The following is a 23,791-nucleotide window of genomic DNA, read 5'->3' as shown; positions in this document are numbered from 1 at the left end:
ACCTTTGGAGCCGATTCCAAAGGCGGCAAAAAGAACTGCAATGGCGGATACCCATGGGATATTCCTCCATTGCAGCCCGGGTCCGGTTCAGGGCACTCTGCCGAATCAGTCCGCTTTTGTCAGACTGGACAATACCCGCTGAATCACTAGAGGATCTTTTCCGACTATTTTTTCCACAAAAGTAAATACTACAGGATCATCCATCTCAAGCCCTTCCGGCGCATCCGCTGTGCCTGCACCGAGTTCAAAGGCCGTCGGCCCTTCTTCTGTCACAATCTCCACGGAATGGGGATCCATCTGCCCGACATAGGTGCCGGAGCCCTGAATCTTCTCGGATTCTGCGGCTGCGGAAGGACCAGGCTTCAGCACCGGACTGGCGAGAGGTACCGCCGCTGTCTGTACAGGGATTCCCGATGAGCCTGCTGAGGATGATTGTCCGGGGGCTTCCGCAGGGCTGTTTCCGCCGCAAGCCGTCAGGGTGAGCATTAATACAGCGATTGCTGTCATAGCGGGTAGCGTACGCTCTAGTCTCATGATGTGTACCTCCTCTGTTGGTTGTGTGCTGCTTACCTTACCTAAGGATTACCCAGCAAGCCGGGTAGTGTAAACTTGCCGTTACGGGCTGGGCATCAGCCGTACGCACAGAAGCGCCAGACTAATACAATACATGAAGAGCCTTATTCAGCATTTGAAGGAGTGGTATCCTTGAGAATCGATATCGGCTGCGGCCCCGGCAAAGAGTCCGGGTATCTGGGAATCGACCGCACCCAGTACCCCGGAGTGGATATCGTCTGCGATATTTGCGAAGGAATCCCCCTGCCCGACAATACGGCTGAATTCGTTATGGCCAGCCGGGTGATGCCTTACGTGAACGATCTGTTTGCAGCGATGTCAGAGATTTATAGAATAAGCACGCACCAAGCGGTCGTGTGTATTCTCTCACCCTATGCCCATAGCTTCCCGCATGCCTCCAACCCTATGTTTAAGCAAAAGTTCGATGAGTATACCCCACGGTATTTCACCGGCTGCTTCTTCCAGCCCTATCAAAGCCCGCTGTGCCCGGAGATCCCGGATTATCCCGTGCCGCTGCCGCCGTTTGACTTCAGACTGCTCCGGATGGAGCTGTTCTATCAATATCCGTATGACGACAATCTGTATGATGCGGAAGAGCTCGAGGTTCTGAAGACGCTGCAGTCCAATGTCATTCACGAAATTATGTACCACTTCGCCGTCATTAAGCGGGAGATTACCGATGAGGAACTGGAGGCGATGAGCCGGAAGGTGCTGCCTGAACCACAGGCACTGCTAGAGCGCCGGCTCCGGCTGCAGAACAGGAAATATATGTTATAAAATTCGGGGTGGACATACAAGATTGCCCAAAACGGAACATAGGCTAATACAACACAAGCAAGATGGCATATCGGCTCACACAGGAGCCGGTCTGCTTTTTTTTGACTGTCTGAGCTTCTACTCAAAAGGAGGTGAAAATTATTCCTCTAGTCGTTAGGTCTACGGTTAATGCAACAGGCGCCATCACTTTCACTGGCAACACGCTGGGACTAAGCCGCTCTGAAACTGCCGGTGTACCGGGTACACAGGACAGTATCGGAGGCTTCTCTACGATTAATACAGCTTCTGTATACGGCACTTACCCTGCCGGCACTACCAGTCTATATCAGAACAATAGTTCAGCAGCCATTCTGGTTCTCCCTGCCGGAAGCACAGTTCTGTATGCCGAGCTGATCTGGGGCGGCTCCTATGTTAACGGTACCGTCAATCTCACTGCGGCAATCAACAACCCTGTATCCTTCACTACACCGCTCGGGAACACGGTCAGTGTAACCCCCGATTCAGCCACAGCCAATTCGGTGGATCTGGGCGGCGGTGCACTCGCATATGTCCGTTCCGCCAATGTCACCAGCACCATTCAAGCCTCCGGTGCCGGAACCTATGTCACTGGCGGTGTAGTTGGGACTATCGTAATTCCCGGTGATTCCACTGCCAACCATGCCGGCTGGACACTTGCCGTTATCTACCAGAATCCGTCGCTGCCCTTCCGCAACATGTCTCTGCGCGCAGGTGCTGTCCTTGTCCAAGCCTCCTCGGCACCGGTAGTTACGACGATTACCGGGTTCGCCACCCCCGTCACCGGTGCGCTGGGCGGACGTATCCAGTTCAGCGCCCAGGAAGGAGATGCCAACCGCTCGGGCGACCAGGCACTATTCGGCCCTACCTCCACCACTCAAGTCGCCCTCTCCGGGCCTAACAATTTTGCGGGCAACTTCTTCGCCTCGCAGATTAACAATGATACCGGCAATCTGAATACGACCGGCACGTTCGGCACCCGTAACCAGACCAACGGCAGTCCGGGCTCCAACATTATCGGCGGGCGGCAGGGCTGGGATATTACAAATGTGGATGTCTCTGCACGTCTGGTCAATAACCAGTCCTCGGCTCTCCTGACCTTGACTACATCGGGCGATGCGTATGTCGTTAACGCCAACGGGCTGCAAATAGATATTAATGCGCCCAAGATCTCCTTGACCAAAAGCGCAAATGTCGCCGGTACCATCGTTGGTGATCTGGTCACCTACACTGTAACGGTCAACAATACCGGTACGGCAAGCGCAGCCAGTGTTGTATTGTCGGACGCATTACCGGCAGGCCTTACTTTTGTCACAGGAAGCGTGGTGGTAGCCGGTGTTGCCAGACCGACTTATGATATAACCTCCGGCATCCCGCTGGGTTCACTTGCTCTGGGCACTTCCATAACGGTGACTTATCAAGCCAGGGTGACTTCCTTGCCGAATCCGCAATTTGTGCCCAACACGGCTAACGCTGCCTTCACCTTCCAGAGTGTAGCCGGAGGCCCGATTGTCAGCGGAGTCATTCCATCCAATACACAATCACTGCCGGTATATTCTCCCGTTCTCGGCATTGTCAAAAGCGCCAATACGACCAACGCAACTGTCGGAGACCAGATTCTCTACACCCTGCAAATCTCCAACACCGGCAATATCGGCGCCACTACTACGCTCACGGATAACATTCCTGCCGGCAGCTCCTATATTCCGGGAAGCTTCACGGTAAACGGCACGCCTGTGGCGGGTAATCCCGCCGCCGGGATCGCCATCGGCACCATCGCGGCGGGAGGAAGCTCTACGGTCCAGTTCCGTGTACTGGTGAACAGTCTGCCTTCTCCCCCGCAGCTGGTGGACCAGGCTACAGCCGCCTATACCTTCCAGGTTCCTGACGGGCGGACCGTGAACGGTACGGCTGCCTCCAATACGCTCACCATACCGGTCAGACTGCCGAATGTTGCCCTTGTCAAAAGCGCCAGCTTCCCGGATGTCGCCGTAGGCGATACCCTGCAGTATACGTCTGTGGTTACTAATAACGGAATCGTCGCCATCACGAACGTTGTGCTCTCTGATCCGATACCCGCAGGCAGCACTCTAGTGCCCGGAAGCGTGGTGGTGGCGGGTACCGCCCGGCCTTCGGCTGATCCGGCTTCAGGGATATCTGTGGGTACTATCGCTCCGGGCACCAGCGTAACGGTAACCTTCCAGGTTAGTGTCACCTCTGTGCCGGGAAACGGCCAGCTTGCCAACCAGTCATCAGCCTCTTACAGCTCGGGGACATTTAACGCCATCACACAGTCCAATACAATCCTCACTCCTGTGTACCAGCCAATAATCGGTATCGTCAAAAGCTCCAGCCCAAGCAGCGCCACGGTTGGAGGAAATGTTCTGTATACCCTGCAAGTACAAAATACTGGCAACCTCGCAGCAACGGTGACCTTAACTGACACGATCCCTGCCGGGTCTGCCTTCGTCGCCGGAAGCGTCACAGTAAACGGTGTGGTCCGTCCGTCAGATTCTCCGGTAAGCGGAATCCCGCTCGGGTCCGCAGCACCGGGAGCCGCCTTGACCGTAACCTTCCTGACCGCTGTCCAATCCCTTCCGTCTCCGGCAACCTTGACGGACCAGGGCAGCAGCAGCTATACCTATCAGTTGCCCAGCGGACGCTCTCTGTCCGGCGGAAGTGTATCCAATACGGTAACTATTCCAGTCTCTGCCCCCAACATCACGATTCTCAAAAACGCCAATCTCACCTCAGTGGCTGTAGGCGAATATCTTACCTACACCGTCTCTGTATCCAACCCCAGCGGCGTAGCTGTTAACAATGTAGTGCTGTCTGATCCGGCTCCGGCAGGCAGTGCCTTTGTAGCAGGAACTGTTACGGTGAACGGAACGGCCGTACCCTCTGCCAATCCAAATGCCGGAATTGCTCTCGGAACACTTGCTGCGGGCGCCACAAGCATCGTTGCCTTTCAGGTTAATGCGAACTCTATTCCAAGCCCGCCTCAACTGAGCAACCGGGCCAGCGCATCCTTTACGGCCGGATCATTCAGCGGAGCAGCCCTGTCCAATACAGTGTCTACCCCGGTCTTCATTCCAGTCATTGGACTTGTCAAAAGCTCTAGCCCTGCGCAGGCCTCTGTCGGCAGTCTGCTCTCCTTCTCCATCCTGGCCAGCAACACTGGCAATATCGCGGCAATGCTGAATCTGACCGATGCCCTGCCGCCGCAGACGGTATTCGAGACCAACAGCGTAAGTATAGGCGGGACCCCCCTGCCCGGGTATAGCCCATTAACTGGCATTCCGGTGGGGCCGCTTGCTCCCGGAGACAGCGTCGTAGTCAGCTTCCTTGTTACGGTTACTTCGCTTCCCCCAAACCAGCAGCTGCTTAATTCGGCCGCCGCCTCATTCACCTTCACACTGCCGGATGGCCGTCAGCTCGGCGGTAACACAGTGTCGAACACACTTACGGTTCCCGTCTCGGCTCCGAATGTCAGTGTTGTCAAAAGCGTCAATGCCATTGATGCGGTCACCGGAGACATTCTTACCTTCACCTCTGTGCTGACGAATAACAGTATTACTTCTGTCAGCAACATCATTCTCAGCGATCCCTTGCCAGAGAATACAGCTTTCCTTCCCGGAACCGTAATTGTCGGCGGCGTCTCCCAGCCGTTGTCAGTTCCGTCCGCCGGCATCCCAATCGGCAGCCTGGGGCCTGGAGCCTCCGTTGCCGTCACATTCGAGGTGAGAATAACCATGCCGATTCCTTCACAGGTGAATAACCAGTCCACCGTCAGCTTCACCTCCGGGGTCTTCTCCGGCTCTTCATCGTCCAACGTCACCACCACTCCGGTCACACAGCCGCAGATCTCCCTTGTCAAAAGCGCCAATGACCTGAACGCTACAGTCGGTGATACGGTCATATATACCATTCTGGTCAGCAATACCGGTAATGTTGCGGCCAATGTCACGTTAACCGACAATATTCCGGCCGGTACCACCTTTGACCCCAACAGCGTCATTGTCGGCGGTTTTCCTCAGCCGGGGGCTGCACCGGATACCGGAATCACAGTCGGAACCGTCGCTCCCGGGGCAAGTGTATCCGTCAGCTTCACCGTCTTCATCGTATCTCTGCCTTCACCGCAGCAGCTTGTCAATCAGGCCACTTCCACCTATACCTTCACTCCGCCCGACGGACGGCTGCTGAGCGGCAGCGCCGTCTCCAACACCGTAACCATCGCAGTCTCCGCCCCCAATCTGGCGGTGGTGAAGAGCACAACTTCCACTTCCGTTGCCCTTGGGGATACGATTTCCTACTCCGTGAACATCACTAATAACGGGATGGACCCTGTCAACAATGTCGTGCTCAGTGATCCAACACCGGACGGGGCTACCTTCGTACCGGGCAGTGTATCGGTGAACGGTGTGCTGTTCCCGGGTGCCAATCCGGCCTCGGGGATCACTATCGGCACACTTGCCTCCGGCGCCTCTACGGTGGTCTCCTACAGCGTTACGGTAACCTCGGTGCCTCTGGATGCCGCGATCGATAATCAGGCGACTGTCACTTACACCTCCGGCGTCTTTACCGGCTCCACCTTCTCGAATCCGGTCGCAGTCCCCGTCTTCCAGCCGAATATCGCTGCTTCCAAAACGGCAAATACTGCAAATGCAACGGTCGGCGATACCGTAACCTACACCATAAATGTCACCAATACAGGCAACTATGGAGCAAGCCTGACGGTTACGGACAATATTCCGGCCGGCACCACCTTTGTAGACAATAGCGTGCTGATTGGCGGGCTGCCTCTGCCGCAGGCTAATCCTTCCACAGGAATTGCTGCCGGAACTATCGCTCCGGGGGCGACTGTAGCTGTCTCGTTCTCGGTGGTGATCACTTCACTGCCATCGCCGCAGCTGCTGGTGAATCAGGGAACGGTTGCTTACAGCTCCACCTTGCCTGACGGAAGAACCCTGGGAGGGTCGGTGCTCACCAACACCCTGACCATCCCTGTCTCGAACCCGAATCTGGCTGTCGTCAAAACCACCGCAACCACCGCAACCCATGTGGGCGACACCATCACTTATTCCGTGACCCTGACCAATAACGGTATTGCTACGGTTAATAATGTGGTATTCACAGATGCTCTGCCTGCCGGTACCGCCTTTGTTCCGGGCAGTGTGCTCGTAGACGGCGTGTCCCGCCCTGCTTCTTCACCGGCTACCGGGGTGACCATAGGCAGCATCGCTCCGGGCGCTTCTGTAACGGTGGCCTTTAACGTAACGGTTACGTCTCTGCCGTCTTCAGGAGTACTGAACAATCAGTCATCCGTCAGCTTCACTTCCGGCGCCCTGTCCAGTGTAGCCTTCTCGAACATTGTGACCACTCCGGTCTTCCAGCCCGTTATCGCTGCAGCCAAGAGCTCCAGCTCTCAGAATGCAACGGTAGGCGATACCATTGTCTATACCGTCAATGTCAGCAATTCAGGGAACTATGCGGCATCGGCCACGCTGACTGATACCATTCCCGCAGGTACAACTCTGGTTCCGAACAGTGTGCTGATTAACGGCTTCCCTGCTCCGGGTGCAGATCCCGCTACCGGAATCCCTCTGGGCAGTGTTCCAGCCGGTGCATCACTGACCGTACTATTCTCTGTGGTGATCGACACGCTGCCAGCCAGCCAGCAGCTCAGCAATCAGGCCATTATCGCCTTCAACTATACGCTGCCTGACGGACGCGTCTTCAACCAGTCGGCCAGCTCGAACATCAACCAGATTTCTGTATCTTCGCCGAATGTACTTGTGGTCAAGAGCACCACTGTTACCGATGCCGTAGTGACCGATACCGTTCCGTATAGTATTACAGTTACCAACAGCGGCATTGCCCCGGTCAGCAATGTGGTGCTGAGTGATCCGATTCCGGCTGGTTCTTCCTTTGTAGCCGGCAGCGTGGTCGTGGACGGCACTCCGCTGCCGGGAGGGAACCCTGCGAACGGGATCTCGCTCGGCACTATCGCCCCTGGCGCAGTGGTCCAGGTCACCTTCAATATTCTCGTCAATAGTCTTCCTAATCCGGCTACACTCAACAATCAGGCTTCGGTCAGCTTCACCTCCGGGGCATTCTCCGGCGCCTCTTATTCCAATAATCTGATTACCCCGGTATTCCAGCCGATTATCGGTGTCCTGAAATCTGCGGATACTACTAATGCCACGGTTGGAGATACCGTCACTTATTTCCTCAGTGTGACGAATACGGGCAATCTTGCAGCGGTTGTTACCTTAACAGACTCCATTCCGGCAGGAGCTGTATTCATTCCGAACAGCGTCCTGATCAACGGCCAGCCTGTTCCGGGTGCAGATCCGACTACCGGCATCAATCTTGGCACCGTTGCTGCCGGAGCTACCGTCACCATGACAGTCACCCTGCAGGTAACTGTCGCTTCCCTGCCTTCACCGCAGCAGCTGGTGAACCAGGCGGCGGCAACCTTCACCTTCACGCCGCCTGATGGACGTCTGCTCTCAGGCTCTACACTATCGAATACACTCGTCATCCCGGTCTCCTCACCGGATGTAACAGCAGTGAAGAGCACACCGGCTGTCGACGCGGTTGTCGGCGATATCATCACCTACACGATTGCCGTAACCAACAACGGCATTGTTCCCGTCAACAATGTGGTCCTTGTTGACCCGATCCCGGCCGGCAGCCAGTTCGTTGCTGGCAGCGTAACTGTGGACGGTACTCCGCGTCCCGGAGCCAATCCGGGCACCGGTATCGTGATCGGAACGATCGCCCCGGGAGCGACCACAACGGTAACCTTCCAGGTTCAGGTCATCGTCATATGACAGACGGCTCACAGCTCCAGCCTGTCGTAAGTAATCAGTCCATGGTTCTGTACAGCTCGGCAGAGGGCACTGAATCGGTTACCTATTCCAATACCGTCAATACGCTTGTCGTAGGTCCGGTACTATCGCTGCAGAAGCAAGCAGACCGCCTGAGCGCCTCCCTGGGAGAGACGCTCGTCTACACTGTGACCGCCAGGAATAGCGGCAATACCGGGGCGGTTGTCACCATCACGGATGTGCTTCCCCCAGGCGTCTCGTTCATTGCCAATAGTGTGCTTAGAGACGGAGTCCCCCTTCCGGGGGTCACTCCGTCTTCCGGCATTCCTCTGGGCATACTCGCCCCCCATTCGGGAGTCAGTATCGCCTTCCAGGTCATTGTCATCTCGCTTCCGCCTTCACTCGCGCTGCATAACAGGGCGGTTGGCACGTATTCCTTCAGTACACCTGAAGGAAGAACGGTGAACGGGGAGATCCGCTCCAATCCGGTCAGTGTCTCCCTGCTGTCTTACCAGTTATCCTCACTGCTCTCGACCAGCACTCCCACTACCTTCATTGGGGATGTCGTCACCTATACCCTTCAGCTCAGGAATGAAGGCACCCTGCCGCTGACCGGAGTCCTTGCTGTGCTTCCCCTGCCGGAAGGCACCTCATTCCTTCCCGGAAGTGTTACCGCAGCCGGGATTTATCAGCCTGAGGCCGACCCGGCTTCAGGCATCGGGCTGGGTTCGCTCCCAGCAGGCGCAGCCGCCGAGGTCTCCTACCGCGCTAGGGTGACCTCGAATCCTCCAGGATCGGTGATTCTGGCGAATGCACAGATCTCTTATGAGGCTAACGACAACAGAACCTCCACCACAAGCAACACGGTTCAGATTACGGTCATCCAGCCCGGATTATCGGTAACGCTGAAGGTTGATCTCTACAGCGCAGCGCCCGGCGACAACCTGCGGTACGAGTTCACTGTACAGAACAGCGGCAATCTGGCGGTGAACGCGCTGCTGACGGACGCCATTCCGCCAAGCGTACTGTTCGTCTGGGACAGCGTCCGTATTGACGGGGTTCCCCAGAGGGGCGTTCGCCCCGGGGACGGAATTCCGCTGGGCACCTTACGGGCAGGTGCTGTTGTGGCAGTAGATTTTCTCGTATCTATTCCAGGTGCCACCGATATCCGCCAGACGCCGGCCATTCAGAATCAGGGAGTGGTCCAGTATACGTTCTCCCTGCCGGACGGGCGCAATGTCGGGCAGCTCTCCCGCTCCAATGCGGTGACCACGTTGCTGTTCACGCCCATCATTTCCATTCAGATTCAGGGAGAGCCGCCCGTTGTCGAGGCTGGAGGCATAGCTGAATTCAACATTTACGTGTCCAACAGCGGGAATTATCCGGCTGAGGTCTCGGTGATCCGAATTGTACCGCAGGGTACCGTCATTGATCCCGATATCGTTACCATAAGCGCTATCGCCGTGCCCGGTACGCCGTATAGCGGAACAGTTGCTCTGGGAACGCTGGAAGCGGGGCAGACCGTCACACTCACTTATTTTGTCAGAATAAATGCGGATTATATGGGCAAGGATCTTCAAGGCTCTACGGCCGCCCTATATCTGTTCACCATCGACGGACGCCGGTACTCCGGTGAAGCCCGTTCTAACAGCTATCGGCTGCTCATTGAAGAAATCAGTGAATAATACTGCTCACATATCCCCCATCTCCCTGAATATACTTTAGTTACAACCTGCTGCTTCGTCTCAGTCTCCGTAGTGACAATACCGAAGAATACAGTCCATGGGAGGTGGTCATCCTTGTCCCAGCCGTCCGGTCCATACGCATTTGTCGTATCCAAAGAAGACTGGTCCCTTCACCGCAAAGGCCATCAGGATCAGGAGCGTCACCAGCAAAAGGTCAGAGAAGCCATCAAGGGCAACCTGCCCGATCTGGTTACTGAAGAGAATATTATTTTGTCGGGCGGCAAGCAGATTGTGAAGGTGCCGATCCGCAGTCTGGATGAATACCGGATTATCTATAATTTCCGCAAGCAGAAGCATGTCGGCCAGGGGGACGGGGACAGCCAGGTGGGGGATGTACTTGGCCGCGATTCCCAGTCGGCCCAGCCGGGCAAAGGGGATAAAGCGGGAGATCAGCCCGGCGCAGATACCGTTGAGGCCGAAGTCGATCTGGAGGATCTGGAGGATATACTGTTCCAGGACATGGAGCTTCCCCATCTGAAGCCGAAGGATAAGGAAGAGATTGAGGTCAAATCGATTGTCTTCAACGATATCCGCAAAAAAGGCATGATGTCGAACATCGACAAAAAACGTACGTTACTTGAGAATCTGCGGCGCAATGCCAGCAGCGGCAACCCTGGAATACACAGCATCAGCCCCGATGATCTGCGTTACAAAACCTGGGATGACATCACGGTCCCCCACTCGAATGCCGTGATTATTGCCATGATGGACACCTCGGGCAGTATGGGCACTTTTGAAAAATACTGCGCCCGCAGCTTCTTCTTCTGGATGACCCGCTTCCTGCGCCGCCAGTATGAGAAGGTGGATATTGTGTTCCTGGCCCATCATACGGAAGCTAAGGAGGTCAGCGAGCATGACTTCTTCACCCGGGGGGAGAGCGGGGGGACGATCTGCTCCTCGGCGTATCAGAAAGCACTGGAGATTATCGACAGCCGCTATCCGCCTGCCAAGTACAACATCTATCCCTTCCACTTCTCGGATGGCGACAATCTGACCTCCGACAATGAGCGCTGCGTCAAGCTGATCGGCGAGCTGCTGAAGCGCAGCAACATGTTCGGCTACGGCGAGGTGAACCAGTACAACCGCAGCAGCACCCTGATGTCCGCCTACCGCCACCTGAAGCAGGAGCAGTTCATGCATTATGTGATTAAGGATAAGAAGGAAGTGTATCTGGCGCTGAAGGCTTTTTTCGGCAAAAAGGCAATCGAAGCCTGAGCGCCTGCTCTCCGGACTGACCGTAGAGCGAGCGTTACGCGCAGATTCATATTGTAATGACGATCCCCTGCAAACCGTGCGAACGGCGGGCGGGGGATTTTTGATGCGTGGAATCCAATTGTGCCGCAAAAGTCTATTGACTATTATATCGTCAGCCGATATACTAAATGTATCGGTTAACGATATAACGATGGATGGTATAACGTCAGATGCTATAACGCCGAATGATACAAAGGAAATTTCCGGTCTGTGAAATGAGATTTAAAGATGCGCGATAAGGAAGGTGATGGCATTGTCCGGCAACAATGAATACGGGGCGCTGACCGAAGGCGTCTATTATATCCTCTTGTCACTGCTCACCCCAATGCACGGCTACGGGATTATGCAGAACGTGAAGCTGCTGAGCAATCAGCGTGTGGAGCTGGGTGCAGGCACGTTATACGGGGCGTTAAGCACACTTGTGGAACGAGGATGGATCACGCTGCTGGCTGGCGGAGAAGATTCCCGCAAGAAGGAGTATCAGATTACAGAGCTGGGCAAATCGATAGTCCGGAATGAAATGACCCGGCTTGACGAGCTGCTCACCAATGGAAGAAAGCTAATGGGAGGCGAAGCGTAATGAGTAAGGTGGTGCGCAAATTTTTCATGGATTACGAGAAGGAAGAAGCGTGGCTGAATGAAATGTCGGCCAAGGGATTGGCCCTGGTGGAGCATTCCTGGGCCCGTTATGTGTTCGAAGAGAGCGCTAAGGGGGAGTATATTTACCGGATTGAGCTGCTGGAGAAGGACCCGAAGGAGGCGGCAGGCTACTTGCAATTCATGGAGGAGACCGGAGCCGAGCGGGTGCCGTCCGGGACCCCTAACAAGGCCAATCGTGCCTTTATGAACCAACGCTGGGTGTTCTTCAGAAGGAAGGCCTCGGAAGGCCCCTTCCAGATCTATACCGATGCAGATTCCAAGATCAAGCACTATCAGAGAATCTATAAAGTCTATCTGTCCCTCGCGTTCATGGAGCTGATCATCGGCTCCTTAAATATCATGCTGATTACGCTGAATACTTCATCTAACATCTACAAAATCAACCTCATCGTGGGAGTGTCTGTTATCATTCTGGGCCTGTTCTTCGTCTGGCTCAGCATACCCGTCCGCCGCAAGATCCTCCGTCTGCAGCAGGAGAAGCTGATTCGGGAGTGAGGCGGGAGCGAGGAATAAATATACAAAAGGAGACCCGCAGGTCATGTAATAGCTCCTGCAAGGTCTCCTCTTTATGATTCAGACGCTACTTGACAACCTCTCTACCAAGCGCAACTCCTTCATTTGAATCAATATACCATTTATCCTTACTTTTAACTACAGAGGTAAGTGAGTAGAACCGCTCCTTAAACTTCGATGGATCGTTGTTAGCTTGAAGTGTATAGATAGAATAGACAACTGCTTTCTTTGCCGAAAAAGAGACAATGACCACCTGTTCTTGCGTATATTCTATATCATATTTTCGATTCGACCATTCCCGGAGCTTTCTGATCTCCTGTTCGTAGTCAGCAGTCTTGTTGGCAGGGTCCTGCAGCGCCAGTTCCGCCTCCACATCTTTGTCATTTATAGCTTTACTATACGCAGCGAGCAACTCGCGAATGGCCATTTTATCTGCGGCCGAAACACTTACCTCTTTATTAATCAATGAAGTATAGTTTAGATAGTCTGTATCATTGATTTCTATATTATGTATCATCCAACTGGCATCGGGCTTATGCTCCATTTCTAAGGTTACATGGTCAACCCGGTCCAGGAGCTCAGTTTCTGTCTTACGAAAGGAGACATCAGCAAGCATTACTGTATACTCTCCCCACGATTTCATTTCAAATTTGTCGATCGACTTAAAGCCATCCAAAGTCTGATAATGGGCTTTAATTAGTGCCTGTATTTTATTCAGATCCGCCTTTTTAGGCTTGCCTTGCAGATCCTCGTATACTTTAACTAATTTATTGGTCTTATCATAGTCAGCATTGATATAGTTAGTCTCCTCGAACAAAGAGAGCGCAACCAGGGCATCCGCACCCGAACCAATGACCATCGGAATTTTCGAATTATGGGTGTACAGAGAACCGTTTACGAATGTTTTTTTCGTTTTGAGATCAACTTTAAAAGAAGCATCCTCTGAGGTAGCTGTAATTTGCTTGCTGTCAGCATCATACTTGAACTTAAAGCCCAAAGCCTGCACCACACTGCGGAATTCGACATACACACTTCCTCCTTGAACTACCGTAGCCGCACGCGGATGAATTTCCTTATTTTGCACATATACACGCATTCCCTTTGCAGTCTGCGCCGCTGTTGCAGCGGATACTGTATTCGCAGTCGTTGCAACCCCAAGCAGAGTAATCAGCAGGAGTAACAACACATTAGCCATATGTATTTTTTTCTTCAATTTCCTTATTCCCCTTCGATAGATATAGTTTGTATTTCCCAAGTTTATATTTCGCTCCGTTCCATTGTATTCCCTTTATTTGCAATCTATCGCATAACAACATCATCCTATGGGGAATAAACGCAACCACAGTAGCAACAAGTGGAATAATGCAGCTTAATTCTTCAATTCCTGACGGTTATAGAGAAACAATTGGAAAAACAGCATCTGCTAATGCCGGAATCCACACTATTGGCGAATATTCGAAGATTTAAGTGTTGTTTATCCAACTCTTGACGCAGAATTGCCCAACGTTTGATTAGCAGGTGCCTAAATTCCAACTATTCCCTCATCACCAAAGCCGAAGCGGCTGTCTGCCACCTCCCTTTCCCCCACCAGACTAAGCTCATACTCTATCGCAAAAACAAGCCTCTCCCGGAATTGGGAGAGGCTTGTTACAATGATTCACTCGCTTCACATCAGGCTAACGCCCGCTTACTGCACCTTCTCCCTGTCCTTGCCCTTGTCGGATTCCCCGGCGTTCTTGTTCGCGGCCTCGCGGTCCTGCATCATCTCGTCTACCGTCTTCACCTTCAGTCGGGCCGCACCTTCGTTGCCGGCATTCGTCGGGATCAGATCACCGGAGGCGAGGCGTTCCTTCGCTTCTGCAATAGCTGCGCTGTACTGCGGCAGCCACTGTTCTCCGGCCACCAGCATCTCGTCAACCATCTGCCAGATTTCCTTCGGATTGCAGACGGCGCCGACCAGCGGGTCCATCATGAACGCCTGGCGCAGCAGCTTATCGTCGCCATGCACAGCCGCTTCCACCGCCAGGCGCTGCACGGAAATGCTGACGTTGCAGACGGCCGCCAGGCCGAGCGGCAGGTCGCCGACCAGCGGCATCGAGATGCCGTTACGGTCCACGTAGCCCGGCGCTTCAATAATGGCATCAGCCGGCAGATTGGAGATTACGCCGTTATTCACCATGTTGAAGTGACCTCTGTAGACGCGTCCTGTCTCCAGCCCTTCGATGATGAACGAGCCATGCTCCTCGCCCCGCTTCTCCGGGATATACTCCATCGCCGGGTCCTTCATCCAGTTCGGGAAATCCGTCTCGAACCAGTTGCGGCCTTCCGTACAGACCCGCAGGTAACCGCCCGTCTCCCCGTTGATCCACACGCCCAGATCGATCCAGTCCATGATCTCGCTCGGGCGCTTGCGGTACCAGGGCACATATTCGCTCAGGTGTCCGTTCGATTCCGTGCTGTAATAGCCGAAGCGGCGGAGCATATCGATCCGCACCTTCTCGGTGCGGCTGTACTCGGGATGCTTCTCGAAGGCCTCAAGCAGACCCGCCGTCAGATCCTTGCCCTCATGCTTCGCAGAGATGTACCAGGTCTGGTGATTGATTCCGGCACAGATAATATCCACCTGCGACTTCTCCAGGCCGTACACCTGAGCGATCTGCGAATGCCCATGCTGCACGCCATGGCACAGCCCGATGGTCTGCACACCGCCGTATTTATTGCAGGCCCAGGTCAGCATAGCCATCGGATTCGAGTAATTCAGCAGAAGCACATCCGGAGCAGCTGTCTCACGGATATCACGGCAGATCTCCAGCATCTCCGCAATCCCGCGCTGCCCGTACATAATCCCGCCTGCACACAGCGTATCTCCTACACACTGATCCACGCCATACTTAAGTGGAATATCCACATCGGCAGCGAAGGCCTCCAAGCCCCCCATACGGATAGTACAAAATACGTACTTGGCATCCTTGAGCGCTTCCCTGCGGTCCGTCGTGGAAGAGATAGTGATATCCAGACCGTTCTCCTTAATATCCCGCTGGCACAGCTCAGTGACCATGTCCAGGTTATGGCTGTTTATATCCATGAACGAAACTTCGATATTACGGAATTCCGGCACAGTCAGCAGGTCACGCAGCAGTCCGCGGGTGAATCCGATACTGCCTGCCCCGACAAAAGTTACTTTAAAAGACATAATAATCATCCTCCGGCAATGAATTATTGACTCCTGTCCATTGTAACAAGGGGACTGCCGGAAGCGTAACCAATATCATGACCATTTTGCGGGTAACCTGTCAACAATCCTAACTTTCTGCATACCATACCCCTCCCGGGTTGAACACGAAACTATCCTTCACTCCAGTAGTGGCGTTCGATAGAGTTGCGGTATTCGATAGGAGTACAGCCTGAATACTTCTTGAATAGCAGATGAAAATACTGCCTGCTGCTGATCCCCACATAGTCGGCAATCTCCGCTACCGGAATCTCCCCCTGACCCAGCAGCATCCGGGCCTTCTCCATACGCAGCTGGTTCAAGTAGTCCGTCAGGGTCTGCCCCGTGTGCATCCGGAAGATGCGGTGCAGATAACCCGGGTGAACATTCACGGAGAGCGCAACCTCCTTAACCTGAATGCTCCGGTCATAATTCTGATGCAGGAACTCGATCGCCCGCCGCACATAGAGCTGTGAGGGCTGCTGGCTGGACGGGAGCGACTCCATGCGCAGCCGGGCCAGACGCAGCAGCAGCTCCGCAAAGAGCAGATGCACCATGCTGCTCCCCTTCCGCCCGCGTTGATCCAGCTCCAGCACCAGCGCCTTCAACACATGGAAGACCTCCTCCTGATCGGACAACACCAGACTATCGAACGGATGCCGAAGCAGCTCTGCCAGCACCTCTTCCTCCCGGGCCAAGCTGCCAATGGACGGAACTACGCCCCCATATTCGGTAAAAGCAAATTCCACGTTTAGCATCCGGCAGGAGGAGCCCTCTTCCACAATCAGCCGGTGCGGCACCTCCGCATCCAGCAGAATCATCTCTCCCCGCTTCAGCCGGAAAGGCGTATCACCGCCCGCTTCATCCCGCACCTCCACCACACAGCTGCCTGAGATGAGATACATGATCTCCGTGGAGTTGTGATGATGGTAAGGCATCGCGTAATTGCTCCATTGCCTATAGTAATAAGCCAGAAAGTGCGGACTGTAATCCCTCTCCAGCAATCCCTGCTCAAAAAGACTCCCGTTCATCTCTGCCACATCGCCCGCCTCCCCTCTGCCAGTATCGATAGCACAAGTGTATCGCTTGAGCGCAGGCAGGACAAGCAGCGGGTTAACCCCTCCGGCCCGGATGCCTCCTCCCAACACATTGTGATCGGTTTTCCGATTACATTCCGCCTACGCTCCCCTCACCAGCAAAATGTGATCGGTTTTTCGATTACATTTCGCCCACGCTCCCCTCACCAGCAAAATGTGATCGGTTTTTCGATTACATTTCGCCCACGCTCCCCTCACCAGCAAAATGTGATCGGTTTTTCGATTACATTTTGCCACCACTCCCCTCACCAGCCGATTGTGATCGGTTTTTCGATTACATTCCGCCCACGCACCCCTCGCCAGCCGATTGTGATCGGTTTCCGATTACATTCGGCACACACCCCTGACCTATCCATTTTATCCTGGCGCAAAAAACAAGAGCAGAAGGCCCGCGCCCTCTGCTCCCGTTCATCATCCTCAGTGGATTCTTGTCAATATTCCATTCACCAGACTATACACCCCGCCGCCCTCTATCTCTTCGGGCTGTCCGTTCAGCAGGTAGATGCCGGTCTCTTCGTCTATTCCGTAATTCGGCAGCTCGCCGAGGGTACGGACCGCTGTCCGTAAATGCTCCTCCTCATGCCACTGGGTGAAATGGACGGATAGCAGCAGATCAGGAATCAGATGGAGACCCTTGCGGTGTTTGAATTGTCTGCTCTCATTATCCTTGGCGGAAATTACACACCGCTCCGGGCTAATCAACGCTCCTGCCGAGAATCCCGCAACCGGTATTCCCGCCTCATAACGCTGCCGGATCACCTCACCGATAGGGGTATCCACAATGAGGTCGGCATACAGATCCGTATCCCCGCCCCCGATGATGATCCCGCCGCAGGCCTGGAGGCTCTCTATAGCAGTATGCACCTCAGTAGACTTCAGCGGCAGATAACAGAATTCGGATATTCCCGCGTCAGCCAGCGGCTGCATATAGGCAGGCATATAGTCCGGCCAGTCTTCCCTTTCTTCAAATAACACAGCGACTGGTCCTGCTGCCATTACGCTTACGAATCTCCGTGCCAGACCACGGGTAAACGGCGGACCGCCGCCGTTCAGAAATAAATGCTTGTCCATGACATCACCTTCAGTATTCAAGATATCCTGCATCTAACCTCATCCATCTTATAGAAAAGCGCAGGTTCCCGCAATACGCTTCCACAACCGCTCTCCCTTCATCCTTTTATCCCTTCAGCCCTAACCCTGAAAAGAAATCATCGACTGCTTCAGCTGCTCCGCCAGCTCCTCCAGCTTGCCAGAGAGGGCGACCAGCTCCCTGCTGACCGTGAATTGCTGCGAGGACATGGACGCCACCTCTTCCGTAGAGGCGCTGGTCTGCTGCACTACCGAGATCACACTTGCCATGGATTGTCCCAGCTGCTGCTGGTATTCGGCCAGCTCGGAGACAGCCGCCGAAGACTGGCCCAGGTATCCGCTGAACACCTCCATCTCGGCCCTTACACTCCCGAAGATGAGCGAGGATTCCCGGACCGAGGCCAGCTGGCTGCCAAACATCGGCGCAGCCTCACTCACAACCTTAACCGTGTTCTCGATATGACCGCTGATCTCCTCGGTAATTCGGGAAACGGAGGCAATCGACTCGCTCGACTGATTGGCCAGCCCTCTGATCTCATTGGCAATGACAATGAAGCCTCTCCCGGCGGCGCCAGCGCGCACGGCTTCAATTGAAGCATTCAGCGCCAGAATATTCGTCTGCTTGTTCATCGCAATCATCGGGGAGAGGATGCTGCGGATCAGCACTGTGCTATCCCGCAGCATGGCTGAATTCTCCTGAATCAGGTCCATCAGCTTCAGCACACCCTCACTCTGCGATACCAGCTTCTTCATCCGCTCCGCTCCCTGGTCACTGACCTCCATGACCTTCTCTGCGGATGCTGCCATAACTGCATTCTTCTCAGCCACTTCGCTGGTCTTGCCGCCCATCAGCTCCACCTTGGTATTGCTGCTCTCGGCCTCCGCCGCCAGACTGGCGGCTCCCCCGGCAATTTCACCGGTGGCAGTTGCGACCTCACTGGCCTGGCCGCTAATCGCGCCGGAAGCGGCAACGAGCTGCTCCGAGGTTGCCAGCACCTCCGCAGCCGAACTGCTGCTCTGCCCGGCCATCCGGGAGATCTGCTCCATCATCCGGTTGAAGCTGTGACCCACCCGCCCGATCTCATCCCGGCCCTTGAAGTTGGTCCGCACCTGCAGATTGCCCCGCTCGCCCTCTTCCATCAGCCGGGCCAGCTTGCCAAGCGGACGGCCGATCAGCCGCACCAGAACATAGCCGATGATGAGAGCAATCAAGGCTGCAGCCAAGACTACCAGCAAGGTTATGTAGAGCAGCCTGTCGGCAGATTTGGTAAAATCACTCACCGGCGCATAGCCCAGCAGCGTCCAGTCCGCTGTGCTCAGCGGCTGGTAGACTACCAGCTGCGGACTCCCCTGCTCATCCCCGGCCGTGAAGGACCGCTTCCCGCTCTCCCCCTGCGGTGCTCCGGCCGGCTCTTGTCCCTCATTCTCCCGTTGCCCGGTCATTTCCCGCTCCTCACTCTTCCCTGCCCCCGGCAGCTTCTGCTCCTCACTCTTCTGCGTTCCGGACTTCAACTCTCCGGTATGTATGTAAGAAGCCTGCCCGAGCAGTGCATCGTCAGCACTGTATGCAACCCGGCCCGAAGAATCGAGGATGCGGATCTCCCCACCCAGCCCGATATGCAGGTTGGACAGCACATCCGTTAGCGCCTGGCCCTTCACCTCAATCAGCATGTAATACTCGGCAGCCGGATTCTGAATATTCCGCAGCAGACGGCCCATCGTCATAGCGGACTCGCTGTACGCGTCGAAGAAACCTTTAGCCCGGACGGGGAACCAGACGGGATTGCCTTTACCGTTATCGATCTCCTTCATCCGGGCAAGGATGCCCTCATCACTGCGCACACCGCTAATGCCCGTCGATTTGTAGGATTCGGCGTCCACCATGCTTCTTGAGACCAGCCGGACACCAAGCAGCCGCTCATCCGATCCTCTGACGGAGTCCAGCTTGCGGCGTATCCGGTCCTCTGCGGCTGCCCGCGCAACCGTACCGGCGGTTGGAAGATTGACCGTCTCCATATCAGCCTTTAGCGCCGGATCTACAGCGAATTGCCTGGAGAGCGCTTCATATTCAGCGAACAGGAAATCCAGCTTGTCTGCCGCCTGGACAATAGACTGTGAGGAGGCTGCTGCCACCTCATCGGTAATGATCGCTTTTGCCGCATAATAGGAGGTTAAGCCTAGAACTGAGGACAACAGGACAATAGTACAGAACAGAATTACGAATAACTTGACGCCAACCGAGCTGAAATTAATGAATCGCCACCGTTGCATTACATTCTCCCCTTATCATCCAGATCACGATTTCCCGACAAAAGAAAGGTGCAGCCCCTCAGAACTGCTTCAAGGCCGCACCTGTTATTCGTACAAACATGGACAACTTCCTATATTTCTAACTTCCTGAATTCCTAACCCTTACTTGCCCCCGCCGTCAGACCGTCAACCAGCAGACGCTGCAGGAAGGCGAAGAGAATCATAATTGGTACAGAGATCAGCACGGCTCCCGCCGCGAACAGGGTGAAGTTGGAATTCTGCATCGTATTGACCATATCCCACATCCCCACGGCGACCGTCCAGTTCTCCTTGGTCCGCAGAATCAGCTTGGCGAAGATGAAATCGACCCACGGGCCGACAAACAGGGTCAGCGCGATATAAGTGATCATCGGACGGGATAAAGGCAGAATAATCCGGGTAAAAATCCCGAAGTTGCTCGCTCCGTCAATCCGCGCGGCTTCATCCAGCGAACGCGGAATCGTGTCCAGGAAGCCCTTGGCGATCAGCGTCCCTCCGAGCGGTGCTCCGGCTGCATAGACGATAATAAGCGCCAGATGAGTATCCAGCAAATTGAACTCCTTCAGCAGCAGATAGATGGCAATCATGCTCATGAAGCCCGGGAACATCCCGAGAATCAGCAGCGTGGACATGGTGGTCTTGCGGCTTTTGAACCGGAACCGGGATAAGGCATAGCTGGTCAACAGCGTCAGCACCACCCCGATCAGCATCGAGAACACCGCAATCTTAAGCGTATTCCCATACCATGTTCCAAACATATATACCGGTGAGGTGAACAGCTCCTTATAGTGGGCGAGGGTGAATGTCTCGGGAATCAGCGTCTTGCTGTACAGGGATTTACCCGGACGGAAGGATGCAAGCAGGATCCAGAGTGCAGGATAGATTGCAGCGACCGCCAGGGCAACGAGAACAATATAGCTTAAGCAGAGGCGAATAAAGTTCGCAGCTTTGCGTCCGATAATCATTGAATCATATCCTCCTCTTGGAACGATTTGGTCCGGCGGTAATTGTACAGGGAGAACCCGGCAACAATGATGAACAGGATGATGCCTATTGCCGACGCCATATTATTCTTGTTCTGATCCAGCGTCAGCTTATACAGCCAGGTAACGAGCAGATCCGTTGAACCCGCATACTGGTAGTTCCCGTTCACCGGGTTCCCTCCCGTCAGCAGGAAGATCGCATTGAAGTTGTTGATGTTACCGGCGAACTGCATAATCAGCGTAGGTGCGGTAGAGAACAGAATCATCGGCAGGGTGACGATGCGGAATTTCTGATAGTTGGTTGCACCGTCCACCTCAGCCGCCTCATACATATCACGCGGAATCGTAGTCAATACCCCCATGATCAGCAGCATGGATACCGGAATACCGACCCACATGTTCACGACAATGACCGTAACTTTGGCCCAGAACGGATCTGTCAGCCAAGGCAGGCCGCCTAGTCCGAAATAGCCGAGGTACTGGTTGATCGGGCCGAACTGCCCGTTGAACAGATTGCGCATCAAGAGGAGCGAGATCATCTGCGGAATGGCATAAGGGATGATCAGGAGCATTCTCCACATGCCCTTGAAGCGGATACCTTTTTGGTTAATCAGCAGGGCAACCAGCATCCCGCCGAAATAAGTAGTTACAGTCGAAAGAACCGCCCAGATAATCGTCCAGGTAAGTACACCGTAAAAGGTATGGCTCCAGGATTTCAGCACCAGCAGATTGCGGAAGGTCTCGAATCCAACCCAGTCTACAAGCTTGGCCGGAGGAATGTGGTTCGGTGCAGCATAGTTGGTAAAAGCCAGCATGATCATAAAGATGATCGGCATAATGGTAAAGAACAGTATTCCAAGCCCCGGGAGCAGCAGGAAGCTCTGGGCAAATTTATAATCCAGAATATAACGTACAGATTGTGTAAATGTATGCGATGGACGGCCGTTTTCGCGTTCTGCTCCGATTTTATAGGCATCCCTAATATTCATGTACCAGAGAATCAGGAATAACACAAAGAATAGCAGGGTGATCAGGCTTTCAATCAGAATGACGATGGAATGGTCTCCGGGAACCATTTTGGCAATGCCTTTAACCTTCTCCAGCCGGCTTGGCGATTCCCCGAGTGTGGTGATCCCCCAGAAGGCTCTTCCCAGATTGCTAATGAAATAGATAAGTGCCACAGCCTCTACAGCTATGAAAATAAGCCCTTTGATGAATTGGCGGTTATATATTTGCCCGAGTCCCATAAAAATGGCCGACAGTATTCCAGCTCTCGCTTTGTGTCGCTGCATTTCCCTTCCGTTCTCCTCTCCGTGCGGAATTCAAGTAAACTGCCCGCCGCAGGCTATGCGGCGGGCAACTCTAATTCCACGGTAAGCTGATGATTGTGTAGTTACTGGGCAGAAGCCCCGTTGTTCAGGTCTTTAATCTGCTCTACGGCTTTGTCCATGGCTGCCTTCGGATCAGTGTTGTTATCCCAGATGGCCGGAAGTGCCGCATTCACCGGGCTCCATACGTTCCCCATCTCAGGAATCGAAGGCATCGGCTGGGAGTTCTTCGCTTGTTCTGCAAATGCGGATACGAACGGATCACCCGTAATCTGCGGGTCCTGCAGGGCTTCATTGTTCGTCGGTACGGAACCGATCAGCTTGTTGAGTGTCAGCTGCGAATCTTTGCCGGAAGCAAAGTGGGCATAGAGCTTAGCAGCATTCGGATATTGCGTATAGGCGTTGACGGTAAAGATTTTGATCCCGGAGAAGGTAATGGCAGTCTTGCCGTCAATGGTAGGAACCGGAGCGATTCCCAGGTTGTCGCCCAGCGCTTCTTTATATCCGGCAAGCTCCCAAGGTCCTGTAATATCCATGGCTACATCCCCGCTGTTGAACAGACTGCGCTTGATGTCCGGGTTAATGTCACCGCTCTTGATCGGCAAGACTTCCTTCAGCTTCGCAAATTCAGTCAGGCCTTTGATCGCACCTTCATTGTTCAGGCCGATATCGTCTTTGTCGGTACCGTCTTTGCCGAACAGGTAACCTCCGGTAGTTGCGATGAACGGATAGTTGAAGTACATATTGCCGACTTCCCACATAATGCCGTAACGGTTCTTAGCTTTATCCGTGAACGTTTTGCTGAAGGCAATGACGTCATCGAAGGATTTCGGGGCTTCTTTGACCAGAGACTTGTTGTAGAACAGCGCATAGGTCTCTGCCGCTCTCGGATAGCCGTACAGCTCGCCGTCATAGGATGAACCCACGATGGAAGCCTCGGTGTTCTCCGCCTTTGTCTCTTCTCCGAAGATATCATTAGGGAGCAGCAGACTCGCGCTGGCCGCCTTGCCGAGATTATCATGAGGAATGACGATGACGTCCGCAGCCAGGCCGGAAGGTCCATCCTGGGTAAGCTTGCCGACTTGATCCGGCGGGGCTACCTCTTCGATTTTGACTGGAACATTATACTTGGCAGTGAACTGCTTGGCGACCTCTTCGGCGAACTGTCTTTCTTCCTTACTCTCCCAGATCACAAGGGAAGCGCCCTCTTCCGGGACGATCTCACCCGCTGCCGGTGCGTTGTCGCTGCCTGCCCCCGCATTATCCGTGGCTGCTGCACTATCTGCAGGAGCATTCGTCGCCGCTGCATTTCCCCCGGCATTGTTGTTTGAGCCGCACGCCGTAATTGACATTGCCATCGAGCACGCTGCGGTGAGAACCATAAGTTTTTTGAGATCCATTCCTTTTAACCCCTCCTGTGTGTA

Annotated in this window: 15 protein-coding genes; 6 read left to right on the top strand and 9 right to left on the bottom strand. The window is 54.3% G+C overall.

Annotated elements, in window-relative coordinates:
* Nucleotides 1-105: 105 nt before the first annotated feature.
* Nucleotides 106-534 carry a hypothetical protein gene (locus MKX51_RS08065; protein ID WP_340991991.1) on the bottom strand — a complete coding sequence of 143 codons (429 nt, stop codon included), beginning with the start codon at nucleotides 532-534 and terminating at the stop codon, nucleotides 106-108.
* Between the two features lie 171 nt (nucleotides 535-705).
* Here MKX51_RS08065 and MKX51_RS08060 point away from each other — a divergent pair, with 171 nt between their 5' ends.
* The 6 genes from MKX51_RS08060 to MKX51_RS08035 all read left to right on the top strand — a co-directional run bounded on the left by MKX51_RS08060 (nucleotide 706) and on the right by MKX51_RS08035 (nucleotide 12,352).
* Nucleotides 706-1,350: a methyltransferase domain-containing protein gene (locus MKX51_RS08060; protein ID WP_340942421.1), complete on the top strand. Its 645-nt coding sequence runs from the start codon at nucleotides 706-708 to the stop codon at nucleotides 1,348-1,350.
* Nucleotides 1,351-1,481: 131 nt separating this feature from the next.
* On the top strand, nucleotides 1,482-8,201 hold the full coding sequence (locus tag MKX51_RS08055) for a DUF7507 domain-containing protein (RefSeq protein ID WP_340991990.1): 6,720 nt from the start codon (nucleotides 1,482-1,484) through the stop codon (nucleotides 8,199-8,201).
* Nucleotides 8,198-9,883: a hypothetical protein gene (locus MKX51_RS08050; protein ID WP_340991989.1), complete on the top strand. Its 1,686-nt coding sequence runs from the start codon at nucleotides 8,198-8,200 to the stop codon at nucleotides 9,881-9,883. The genes MKX51_RS08055 and MKX51_RS08050 overlap by 4 nt, the downstream gene beginning before the upstream one ends.
* A 114-nt stretch (nucleotides 9,884-9,997) precedes the next feature.
* Complete coding sequence (gene yhbH, locus MKX51_RS08045; protein ID WP_209872814.1) at nucleotides 9,998-11,158, top strand: sporulation protein YhbH; 1,161 nt, start codon at nucleotides 9,998-10,000, stop codon at nucleotides 11,156-11,158.
* Between the two features lie 286 nt (nucleotides 11,159-11,444).
* Nucleotides 11,445-11,777, top strand: a complete 333-nt coding sequence (locus MKX51_RS08040; protein ID WP_340944645.1) for a PadR family transcriptional regulator — start codon at nucleotides 11,445-11,447, stop codon at nucleotides 11,775-11,777.
* Complete coding sequence (locus MKX51_RS08035) at nucleotides 11,777-12,352, top strand: DUF2812 domain-containing protein (RefSeq protein WP_340991988.1); 576 nt, start codon at nucleotides 11,777-11,779, stop codon at nucleotides 12,350-12,352. Before MKX51_RS08040 ends, MKX51_RS08035 begins: the two co-directional genes overlap by 1 nt.
* Before the next feature lie 85 nt (nucleotides 12,353-12,437).
* Here MKX51_RS08035 and MKX51_RS08030 read toward each other — a convergent pair whose 3' ends face one another.
* The 8 genes from MKX51_RS08030 to MKX51_RS07995 all read right to left on the bottom strand — a co-directional run bounded on the left by MKX51_RS08030 (nucleotide 12,438) and on the right by MKX51_RS07995 (nucleotide 23,767).
* On the bottom strand, nucleotides 12,438-13,583 hold the full coding sequence (locus MKX51_RS08030) for a stalk domain-containing protein (protein ID WP_340991987.1): 1,146 nt from the start codon (nucleotides 13,581-13,583) through the stop codon (nucleotides 12,438-12,440).
* Between the two features lie 474 nt (nucleotides 13,584-14,057).
* Entirely contained in the window at nucleotides 14,058-15,563 is a 1,506-nt protein-coding gene (locus MKX51_RS08025; protein WP_340991986.1) for an alpha-glucosidase/alpha-galactosidase, read from the bottom strand.
* 152 nt (nucleotides 15,564-15,715) lie between these two features.
* Nucleotides 15,716-16,612, bottom strand: a complete 897-nt coding sequence (locus tag MKX51_RS08020; protein ID WP_340995555.1) for an AraC family transcriptional regulator — start codon at nucleotides 16,610-16,612, stop codon at nucleotides 15,716-15,718.
* Nucleotides 16,613-17,095: 483 nt separating this feature from the next.
* On the bottom strand, nucleotides 17,096-17,749 hold the full coding sequence (locus MKX51_RS08015) for a Type 1 glutamine amidotransferase-like domain-containing protein (RefSeq protein WP_340991985.1): 654 nt from the start codon (nucleotides 17,747-17,749) through the stop codon (nucleotides 17,096-17,098).
* 120 nt (nucleotides 17,750-17,869) lie between these two features.
* Entirely contained in the window at nucleotides 17,870-20,038 is a 2,169-nt protein-coding gene (locus MKX51_RS08010) for a methyl-accepting chemotaxis protein (protein ID WP_340991984.1), read from the bottom strand.
* Between the two features lie 134 nt (nucleotides 20,039-20,172).
* Nucleotides 20,173-21,021: a sugar ABC transporter permease gene (locus tag MKX51_RS08005; protein WP_340942434.1), complete on the bottom strand. Its 849-nt coding sequence runs from the start codon at nucleotides 21,019-21,021 to the stop codon at nucleotides 20,173-20,175.
* Nucleotides 21,018-22,331 carry a sugar ABC transporter permease gene (locus tag MKX51_RS08000; protein ID WP_340991983.1) on the bottom strand — a complete coding sequence of 438 codons (1,314 nt, stop codon included), beginning with the start codon at nucleotides 22,329-22,331 and terminating at the stop codon, nucleotides 21,018-21,020. Before MKX51_RS08000 ends, MKX51_RS08005 begins: the two co-directional genes overlap by 4 nt.
* A 101-nt stretch (nucleotides 22,332-22,432) precedes the next feature.
* Complete coding sequence (locus MKX51_RS07995) at nucleotides 22,433-23,767, bottom strand: sugar ABC transporter substrate-binding protein (RefSeq protein WP_340991982.1); 1,335 nt, start codon at nucleotides 23,765-23,767, stop codon at nucleotides 22,433-22,435.
* Nucleotides 23,768-23,791: the final 24 nt, after the last annotated feature.

Source organism: Paenibacillus sp. FSL M7-0420 (assembly GCF_038002345.1).
Classification (GTDB): domain Bacteria; phylum Bacillota; class Bacilli; order Paenibacillales; family Paenibacillaceae; genus Paenibacillus_AQ.
This window is presented reverse-complemented; position numbering and strand designations above follow the sequence as displayed.